Source organism: Bradyrhizobium sp. (genome assembly GCF_030693485.1).
In the GTDB taxonomy this organism is placed as follows: domain Bacteria; phylum Pseudomonadota; class Alphaproteobacteria; order Rhizobiales; family Xanthobacteraceae; genus Bradyrhizobium.
In genome coordinates, this window is the sequence record NZ_JAUYAN010000249.1 from 1 (window position 1) to 8,505 (window position 8,505).

9 protein-coding genes are annotated in these 8,505 nt (G+C 64.3%); 6 read left to right on the top strand and 3 right to left on the bottom strand.

Translation table 11 applies throughout. The features are described from left to right. From Q8N40_RS18155 to Q8N40_RS18170, 4 genes are all read left to right on the top strand, one after another. On the top strand, positions 1 to 494 hold a 494-nt coding region (locus Q8N40_RS18155; RefSeq protein ID WP_305712793.1), incomplete at its 5' end, for a DUF4160 domain-containing protein. Continuing rightward, positions 481 to 768 carry a DUF2442 domain-containing protein gene (locus Q8N40_RS18160; RefSeq protein WP_305320690.1) on the top strand — a complete coding sequence of 96 codons (288 nt, stop codon included), beginning with the start codon at positions 481 to 483 and terminating at the stop codon, positions 766 to 768. The genes Q8N40_RS18155 and Q8N40_RS18160, both read left to right, overlap by 14 nt. A 38-nt stretch (positions 769 to 806) precedes the next feature. Then, positions 807 to 1,607: a lytic transglycosylase domain-containing protein gene (locus Q8N40_RS18165; protein ID WP_305712794.1), complete on the top strand. Its 801-nt coding sequence runs from the start codon at positions 807 to 809 to the stop codon at positions 1,605 to 1,607. A 217-nt stretch (positions 1,608 to 1,824) separates the two neighbouring features. Next, a complete protein-coding gene (locus tag Q8N40_RS18170; RefSeq protein WP_305320692.1) occupies positions 1,825 to 2,628 on the top strand; it encodes a lytic transglycosylase domain-containing protein in 804 nt (267 codons plus the stop codon). 57 nt (positions 2,629 to 2,685) lie between these two features. On the opposite strand, the gene Q8N40_RS18175 is transcribed toward Q8N40_RS18170, so the two are convergent. Beyond that, positions 2,686 to 3,528: an SDR family oxidoreductase gene (locus Q8N40_RS18175; protein ID WP_305712795.1), complete on the bottom strand. Its 843-nt coding sequence runs from the start codon at positions 3,526 to 3,528 to the stop codon at positions 2,686 to 2,688. A gap of 750 nt (positions 3,529 to 4,278) precedes the next feature. On the opposite strand from Q8N40_RS18175, the gene Q8N40_RS18180 reads away from it, so the two are divergent. After that, the gene (locus Q8N40_RS18180) at positions 4,279 to 5,505 is read left to right on the top strand and encodes a GGDEF domain-containing protein (protein WP_305712796.1); all 1,227 of its coding nucleotides are present in this window, start codon (positions 4,279 to 4,281) and stop codon (positions 5,503 to 5,505) included. Positions 5,506 to 5,524: 19 nt separating this feature from the next. Further along, positions 5,525 to 6,148: an N-acetylmuramoyl-L-alanine amidase gene (locus tag Q8N40_RS18185; RefSeq protein ID WP_371135737.1), complete on the top strand. Its 624-nt coding sequence runs from the start codon at positions 5,525 to 5,527 to the stop codon at positions 6,146 to 6,148. A gap of 197 nt (positions 6,149 to 6,345) precedes the next feature. On the opposite strand, the gene rpoH is transcribed toward Q8N40_RS18185, so the two are convergent. Next, entirely contained in the window at positions 6,346 to 7,245 is a 900-nt protein-coding gene (gene rpoH, locus Q8N40_RS18190; protein WP_305712798.1) for an RNA polymerase sigma factor RpoH, read from the bottom strand. A gap of 216 nt (positions 7,246 to 7,461) precedes the next feature. Next, positions 7,462 to 8,478 carry an RluA family pseudouridine synthase gene (locus Q8N40_RS18195; RefSeq protein ID WP_305712799.1) on the bottom strand — a complete coding sequence of 339 codons (1,017 nt, stop codon included), beginning with the start codon at positions 8,476 to 8,478 and terminating at the stop codon, positions 7,462 to 7,464. Positions 8,479 to 8,505: the final 27 nt, after the last annotated feature.

Below are 8,505 nucleotides of genomic sequence, written 5' to 3' on the forward strand. Positions count from 1 at the left end.
GATCGGGTGCGGTGGGGCCATCGGGAAATTCAAATCGGGCTGGACGGCCCGTCGGGCAGGGCCAGGAGCGGCTCGGGGATTGTGCGGCCAATACATGGCGCAACACTGGAATAGTGCCGGTGATTTGCCCGACGTGTCAAAATGTTTCGCCGGCCAAAGCCGCCATGCCGGCGACGGCACGCTACTGTACATGGGATTGTTTTCGATATTTTTGGTTTGAGGGGGTTCGGCGGGGAAACGCGGCCTGCCGGGACGGAACCGCTCCGGTTTACGACGACCACAATCCGCCGCATTTTCACGCTCGTTATGGCCGGGCGAAAGCCATCGTGCGGCTTTCGGATGGCGAGACGATCGCGGGAGAATTGCCTCCGACCGCCACGCGGATGGTGCGACAATGGGCTGTGGCGCGAAACGCCGAATTGCAGGATAATTGGCAGCGTGCGCGTGCGCTCCTGCCGCTGGAAAAGATAGCTGGCCCCGATGCCGATGAATGAACTGCCCATGGTCGACGTGCTCCGCCTGCGGGCGCTCGACGGCCATCGTCTGTGGATCCGTTTCACCGACGGCAGCGAGGGCGTGCGCGATTTTTCCGACCTTCTTGCCGCGGGCGGACCGATGGTCGAGCCGCTGAAGGCGCCGGATTATTTCGCACGCGCATTCGTCGAGATGGGCGCACCGACCTGGCCAAATGGCTTCGATGTCGATCCGATCAATCTCTACATGCAATTGCGCGACGCCGGCGCACTGACGCGAACGGCGGCGGAGTAAACGGTGCGATCGGCTCTCTCAGCAAACCGGATTTATCAATGCACATCTTTCGCCTCGCACTTGTTCTTTGCGGGTCTGCGCTTGTTGCCTTCGCCTGCCTGACCTCGCCAGCCCACGCCGTCCAATGCGGCAGCACCGCCGCCGGCTATGAGACCTGGAAACAGCAATTCGCCGCCGAGGCGCGGGCCAAGGGCGTCAGCGCCTCGACCATCCAGGCGCTGATGGCGACAAACTATGCGCAGGCGACCATCAATGCCGACCGCGGCCAGCGCAGCTTTTCGCTGACGCTCGACCAGTTTCTCGCCAAGCGCGGCGGCCCGGCGATCGTCGCGAAGGGACGTTCGCTGAAGCAGTCGCAGGGCGCGCTGTTTGCTTCGATTCAGCAGCGCTATGGCGTGCCGCCGGGGCCGCTGCTCGCGATCTGGGGCATGGAGACGGGTTTTGGCGCCGTGCGCGGCAATCAAAACATGCTGTCGTCGATTGCGACGTTGTCCTATGACTGCCGGCGCTCGGCCTTCTTCACCGAGCACCTTTACGCGGCGCTGCAATTGATCGATCGCGGCGTGCTCTCGCCGGCCCAGCGCGGCTCCATGCATGGCGAAGTCGGCCAGACCCAGTTCATGCCCAAGGCGATTCTCGCCTATGGCACCGGCAATCTCGAAGTTGCCGCCAACGCGCTGAACTCGGCCGCGAATTTTCTCAAAGCGCATGGCTGGCGCGCCGGCGCCGGCTATCAGCCGGGCGAGCCCAATTTTGCCGCCATCCAGGCCTGGAATGCCGCCGGCGTCTACCAGAAAGCCATCGCGCTGATGGGCCGCCAGATTGATGGCGGCGAGTGAGGGGCATCTGTCGTCCCTGCGAACGCAGGGACCCATAACCACCGGCGGCAATTGTTGAAGCGATGTCGTCGACCAATCGTGCTAGCACAATGGGCCGTCCACATATTGGTCCCTGCGTTCGCAGGGACGACAAGACTTGATAGAGCCCCGCTGATTACACCTGCCTCGCGCCACTTTCTCATGGCATAACGCACTGGAGCAGTCACAAGGGATTCGCATGCGCAAGCTTCTACTGGCCGTTTCGTTCTGCACTGTCCTCGCCACCCCCGCAGCTGCCGCGCGCTGCGGCGGCGATTTCAACAACTTCGTGGCGGCGATGTCGGCAGAAGCGCAGGCGGCGGGGGTTTCGCCGGCGGTGATCTCGCAGGCGCTATCCGGCGTAACGCAGGACCCGGCGGTACTGGCCTTCGACCGCCGCCAGCGCGGCACCTTCAACAAGACTTTCGAGCAATATGCCTCGACGAGGGTCGGGCCCGGGCGCATCAAGATCGGCCGGCAGATGATGCAGCGTCACGCCGCATTGCTGGCGCGAATCGAGAAGCGTTTCGGCGTGCCGCCCGAAATCATCGTCGCGATCTGGGGGCTGGAATCCGATTACGGCAAGGGCGACGTCGGCAAGATGCCGGTGGTCCGCACGCTCGCCACCATGGCGCATGATTGCCGCCGCACCGAGCTGTTCCAGGGCGAACTGCTGGCGGCGCTGAAAATCATCCAGCGCGGCGATCTGCCGCTGAAGGACATGACCGGCGCCTTCGCCGGCGAAATCGGCCAGACGCAGTTTCTGCCGTCGTCCTACCTCAAATACGGCGTCGATTTCGACGGCAACGGCCATGTCGACCTGCGCCACAGCATCCCCGACGTGCTGGCCTCCACCGCCAATCTGCTGCACGTCTCCGGCTTCAGGAACGGCCAGCCCTACAGCGAGGGCACGCCGAATTTCGAAGCGATGCGCGAGTGGAACCGGGCCACGATCTATCGCAAGACCATCGGCTATTTTGCGGATCAGTTGGTGGGGCGGTAGGCACGTCGTCCCTGCGTGCGCAGGGACGACAGTTGTGGAGGCTGCGAGACCGCAAACCTACTTCCCCGCCTTCGCCATCTTCTCGATCTTGCGCGCCAGCACCGCCCAATAGGCACCGGGCCGGAAACGCTGCAGCAGGTCCATATAGCGGGCGTCGTTGCCGATCAGAATGCGCGGCTGGTTCTTCTCGATGCCGACGATGATCCGAAGTGCCGCGGCGGCCGGCGTGGTTTTCGCCACTGCGTCGAACCGTTCGATCGACTGGGCCCGGCGGGCGTTGTCGGTCATGCCGGTGCCGGGGCGCGAATTGCGCGCGATGTTGGTGGCGACGCCGCCGGGATGCACCACCGACAGGCGCACCGGGCTGTTCGCCGTCGCAAGCTCATGCCGCAGGCTTTCCGAAAAGCCGCGCACCGCGAATTTCGCCGCCGCATAGGCGGTCTGGCCGGGCGGCGCGATGATGCCGAAGATCGAGGAGAGGTTGACGATATGCGCCTCCGGCTTCTTCGACAGATGCGGCAGGAAGGCACGGGTGCCGTGCACCACGCCCCAGAAATTGATGTTGATGAGCCATTCCATCTGCGCCTGGTCGACCTCGTCGAAGGTCCCCATCAGCGCCACCCCGGCATTGTTGATGACGATGTTGAGGGCGGGATGAGCCGCGATCGCGGCTTGCGCGAACGTCTCGATCTCTTTGGCTACGCCGACATCGACGCTATGCACCGTGACCTTGCGCGGGTGCGCCCTGGCGATCTCGGCGGCCAGCGTCGCCAGTCCGGCCTCGTCGCGGTCCGCCAGCGCGAGGTCGCAGCCGCGCGCGGCAAGCTCGAGCGCCAGCGCCCGGCCGATGCCGCTGGCGGCGCCGGTGATGGCCGCAGCACTTCCTTGGATCGCAGTCATCGGATTTCACTCCAGGCGGGAACGGGATCTTCCGGGCAACCCCTGTCTTTACGGCGCGCGACTGGCGCTGGCGAGCATCCAGTACCTGACATCCGTCGGTGTGTACTGGGCCGTCCGGTCAAGCCGGACGACGAAGAATGAGAGAATCAAAAAAGCGGGCCCGAGGCCCGCCGCTTTGATGAAACTGGTTCGCCTTGGTTGGGTGCCCGGGCGGAGCCGAGGCTCCACCCGGGCAGAAACGTTACTTCTTGGCCTTCTTCTTCTTTGTTGCCTTCTTCGCCTTCTTAGCCTTCTTCGCTTTCTTAGCCATAGCATCCTCATTGGGTTTAATGGGTGGAAACGCGACACGAGGCTTGCTCGGGGAGGGCTTGGCCTCGCAACAGCCTCAATCGTCATCCGAACAGATTCGCAGGCGACTGCCTCGCGCTGTCACGCCGTTGTCATCGCGTTATCCACAGCTGTTATGCGTTTTCGGGGCGTTTTCAGTCGCGCAATGCATTCCGCGCGGCCGTCACGGTTAACGACGCACCAACGCGCATCGCGCAACTGCGTCGATCCGGTACAGGCACGATGGTGCGATGCTGCGCCGCGCAATCTTCATCATTTCAAAACCACGGTACCGATTGCCATGCCAAGGTGAGGGTCCGTTAAGCGCCGCGGGCGCATTTTACCTCGCAAGAACACGGGGACTTCGATGGGTGGGTTGTTGAATTACAGTGGAGGCAGGCCAATGTGCGTTCCGGCTTCGCCATGCTGAGCGTACCGACGCTGTGGACGGCGTTCATCATCAATTTTCTCGCGCTGGGCCTGATCTGGGCCTACGTCACCCGGTGCTATCCGAAATTCGCGGCGGCGCCGTTCTGGACGGCATCGGCATTTGCCGCTGCCTTTGGTGCATCGCTGGCAAGCCTGCGCATCGTGGTGGATTCGCTGTTGCCGCTGCTGGCCGGCGGCACCGTGCTGATCCTCGCCTCCTGCCTGGCCGCAATGGGCGTCAGGCGGTTTTACGACCGGCCGGTCGGCTGGCGCCAGACCGCGCTGATCACCGGATTGGGCTCTGCGGGCATGACCTTCTTCGCCTTCGGCTATGACCATCAGCCGATCCGGATGTTCATCTATTCGGTCGCCCAGGTGCTGCCGTTCGCGCTGACCCTCAAGCTGCTGCTGGCGCGGGAGAACGGCCGGATCAACGCCGGCGCCCGGCTGGCGGCCACCGTCGCCATTTTCATCATTGCCATCTATGTCCTGCGCGTGCTCAGCAACGTGGTGCATGTCGGCGGCGAGTTCTCCTTCCTCCGTTTCACCCCGGTTCATTCGATCTCGATCCTGGTGCTGATGTTCCTGTCGATGTCGTGGAATTTCGGTTTCCTGCTGATGGCGATGGACCGGCTGCGCAACGAGGTCGCCGACCTCGCGCTGCTCGACGATCTCACCGGGGTCGGCAACCGGCGGCATCTGCTGCAGCGCCTGACCGAGGAATGCGCGCGCTCGGAGCGCTCAGGCGAATCCTTCGCGCTGCTGGTGATCGACCTCGACGGCTTCAAGATGATCAACGACACCCATGGCCACGCCGCGGGCGACGCCTGCCTGCAGCATTTCACCCTGATGGCGCAGACCCGGCTGCGGCCCGGCGACATGCTGGCGCGCACCGGCGGCGACGAGTTCTGCGTCGTGCTGCCGTCCTCGGCGTTGCGGGAAGGGGCGATGATCGCGCGCCGCATCCTCGACGTCTGCCGCGAGGACGCCGAAGCCTGCGTCGGCGCCGATATCCCGATCTCGCTCTCGATCGGCGTCGCGCAATGGACCCGCGAGATGGGCGCGTTCCCGGACCGGGTGATCGCCGCCGCCGACCATGCGCTCTACGCCGCCAAGAAGGACGGCAAGAACCGCCACGCGGTTTACGATCCCGCACCGCCGCTGGCGCCCGGGATCGATCCCGCTCCCATGCCGGAGCGAGCCCTGCGCAAGCACGCGTAAGCATGCTAGACACGAGGTCATGATTTTTCGCCTGTTAGCGATGGCGCTTTGCGTCTTCTCGGGTTTGGCTCCGGCCACGGCCCAGACGCCCGACCTCGCGGCGATCTCCCGTGCGTCGGGGACCCCCGATATTCCCGGCCTGAAGATGGTCTGGCTGGCGCCGTGGGGCGAGGTTGCCAAAGCCCATCCGTGGAAAAACATCATCGTGCACCAGACCGAGGGGCCGGCCGGGTCGGCTCGGTCAGGCGCGCAGGCGCAATCCAAGAATCCGAAGCGGCGCGGCGTCACGGTCTGGGTCGAAACCGACGGCACGGTGTACTGGGCGGTGGCGGAAAACCTGGTGCCGACCCATGGCGACGGCGGCAACCGCAACGACAACAAGTACATCGACAACCGCCCGACCTTCCGCCAGGTGGTCGGCGCCAATTCGATCGGCGTGGAATTCGCCGGCAACTTCCCCGACGTGACGCGCGGCGCCACCGAGGCGCAGATCGCGGCGTGGCGGATCCTGCTCAAGGTGCTGCGGACGCGCTACGAAATTCCGCTGGAGCGGGTCTATGCGCATAACTGGATCGACTACAAGGACGCGCGCTATTGCGAAGGCTGCGCGCTGGCGACGCTGGCGAGGCAGTGGGGGGAGTGAGGTCCCAAACCAAAAAAGTCGAAAACAACCCCATGCAACCAGATCTGGTGGTGTCGGACCCTCTTTTCAGCCCAACATATGGTATGTCGTGGCTTCCGATTCTGTTGTGACAATCGAGGTTGTTGAACCACGGTGGGCGAAAAACAAAAAAGCCGGCGTTGCCGCCGGCTTTCCGTTTCGTCCGGGTCGCGCCCTGATTAGTGCGCGGCTTCCAGCGCGGCCTGTTCCTGCTTCGCGATGGTGCCCTTGACCGCCGACTGCACCTTCTCGAAGGCGCGGACTTCGATCTGCCGCACGCGTTCGCGCGACACGCCGAATTCGGTGGCGAGGTCTTCCAGCGTCATCGGGTCTTCCGCCAGGCGCCGCGCCTCGAAGATGCGGCGTTCCCTGGGGTTGAGCACGCCGATGGCGCCGATCAGCGCCTGACGGCGATGATCGAACTCCTCGTGCTCGGCCATGATGGCTTCCTGGTTGGGCGAGTTATCGACCAGCCAGTCCTGCCATTCGCCGGCCTCGCCGTCGTCGCGGATCGGCGCGTTGAGCGACGCATCGCCGCCGAGACGGCGGTTCATGTCGATCACGTCCTGGGCCGTGACGCCGAGGCGCTTGGCAATCAGCTTCACCTGGTCGGGGTGGAGATCACCCTCGTCCAGTGCGGAGATCTTGCTCTTCGCCTTGCGCAGGTTGAAGAACAGCTTCTTCTGGTTCGCGGTGGTGCCCATTTTCACGAGCGACCACGAACGCAGGATGTATTCCTGGATCGAGGCCTTGATCCACCACATCGCGTAGGTAGCGAGGCGGAAGCCCTTTTCGGGCTCGAACCGCTTCACCGCCTGCATCAGGCCGACATTGCCTTCCGAGACGACCTCGGAGATCGGCAGGCCATAGCCGCGATAGCCCATGGCGATCTTGGCCACGAGTCGAAGATGGCTGGTGACAAGGTGATGTGCCGCGTCGCGATCGTCATGCTCGCGCCAGCGTTTGGCGAACATGTATTCCTGCTGGGGTTCCAGCATCGGAAATTTGCGGATCTCGGCGAGGTACCGGGATAGGCCGGATTCTCCATTAAGAACCGGCAGGGTAGCTGTACGGGCCATTCTAGCGCCCTCCAGTGGTTCAGGCCCCCGATAGCGGCGGGCCCGGCAGACGGACGCTGTGTTAAAGCCGCCCGGGCTGCGATGTTCCGCGTTGGATATTCAACGCAGGTGCAACATACACCAAATCGGGGCATTTAGGGAAGGATTGCTGACCTCACGTCCGCGTGTCCCTGATATAACCTCTTGTCATAGCAGCCGTTTTCCGGGAGGCCTGCGTCATAGCGCCGCTTGGAGGGCGTTTTGCAGGAGACGCAAGTCCTGCGGCAGGGGGCTTTCCCAGTGCAAAACCTCCCCGGTTCGCGGGTGCTCCAGCGCCAAAAGGTATGCGTGTAGCGCTTGCCGGCCGAGGGCGGTCAGCGCCGCCTGGCTCCGGGGACCGAGATGGCTGGATTTGGTCTTGAAGTGCGGGCCATAGACCGCGTCGCCGAGCAGGGGATGGCCGATATGGGCCAGATGCACCCGGATCTGATGGGTGCGGCCGGTCTCGAGCTGGCAGGCCAGCAGCGTCGCGACCGGCTTGCCGTCGCGCCCGTTGAAGGATTCGAGGATTTCCCAGTGGGTGATGGCCTCGCGGCCGCTATCGCGCACCGCCATTTTCTCGCGGGCGTGGGGATGCCGGTCGATCGGCGCATTGACCGTGCCGCGCAGCCGGTTCGGCACGCCCCAGACCAGTGCCATATAGCCGCGCCGCATCTCGTTGGTGCGGCCGTGGTCGGCGAACTGCTCGGTCAGCGATTTATGCGCGCGGTCGTTCTTGGCCACCACCATCAGCCCGGTGGTGTCCTTGTCGAGCCGGTGCACGATGCCGGGCCGCTTGACACCGCCGATGCCGGAAAGGCTGGCGCCGCAATGGGCGATCAGGGCGTTGACCAGGGTGCCGGTCTCGTGGCCGGCGGCCGGATGCACCACGAGCCCCCGGGGCTTGTTGATGACGATGATGTCGTCGTCCTCGTGGACGATATCGAGCGCGATATCCTCACCGGCGGGCTCGGCGGCGACCGCCTCCGGCACGTCGATTGTGATCGTATCGCCGGCGGACACATGATAAGCGGGGTCGCGGATGGGGGCGTTTTTGAGGGTGACGGCGTCAGCCAGAATCAGCGCCTTCAGCCGCGAGCGCGACAGTTGCGGCAGCCTGACCGCCAGCACGCGGTCGAGCCGGACCGATCCCTCGTCGCCGGCGACGGTGACCTCCAGCCTCTGACCGCTATTCGACGCCGAGCCTTGTTCCATCTGCCTTTGAAGAGCCCTGAATGACCG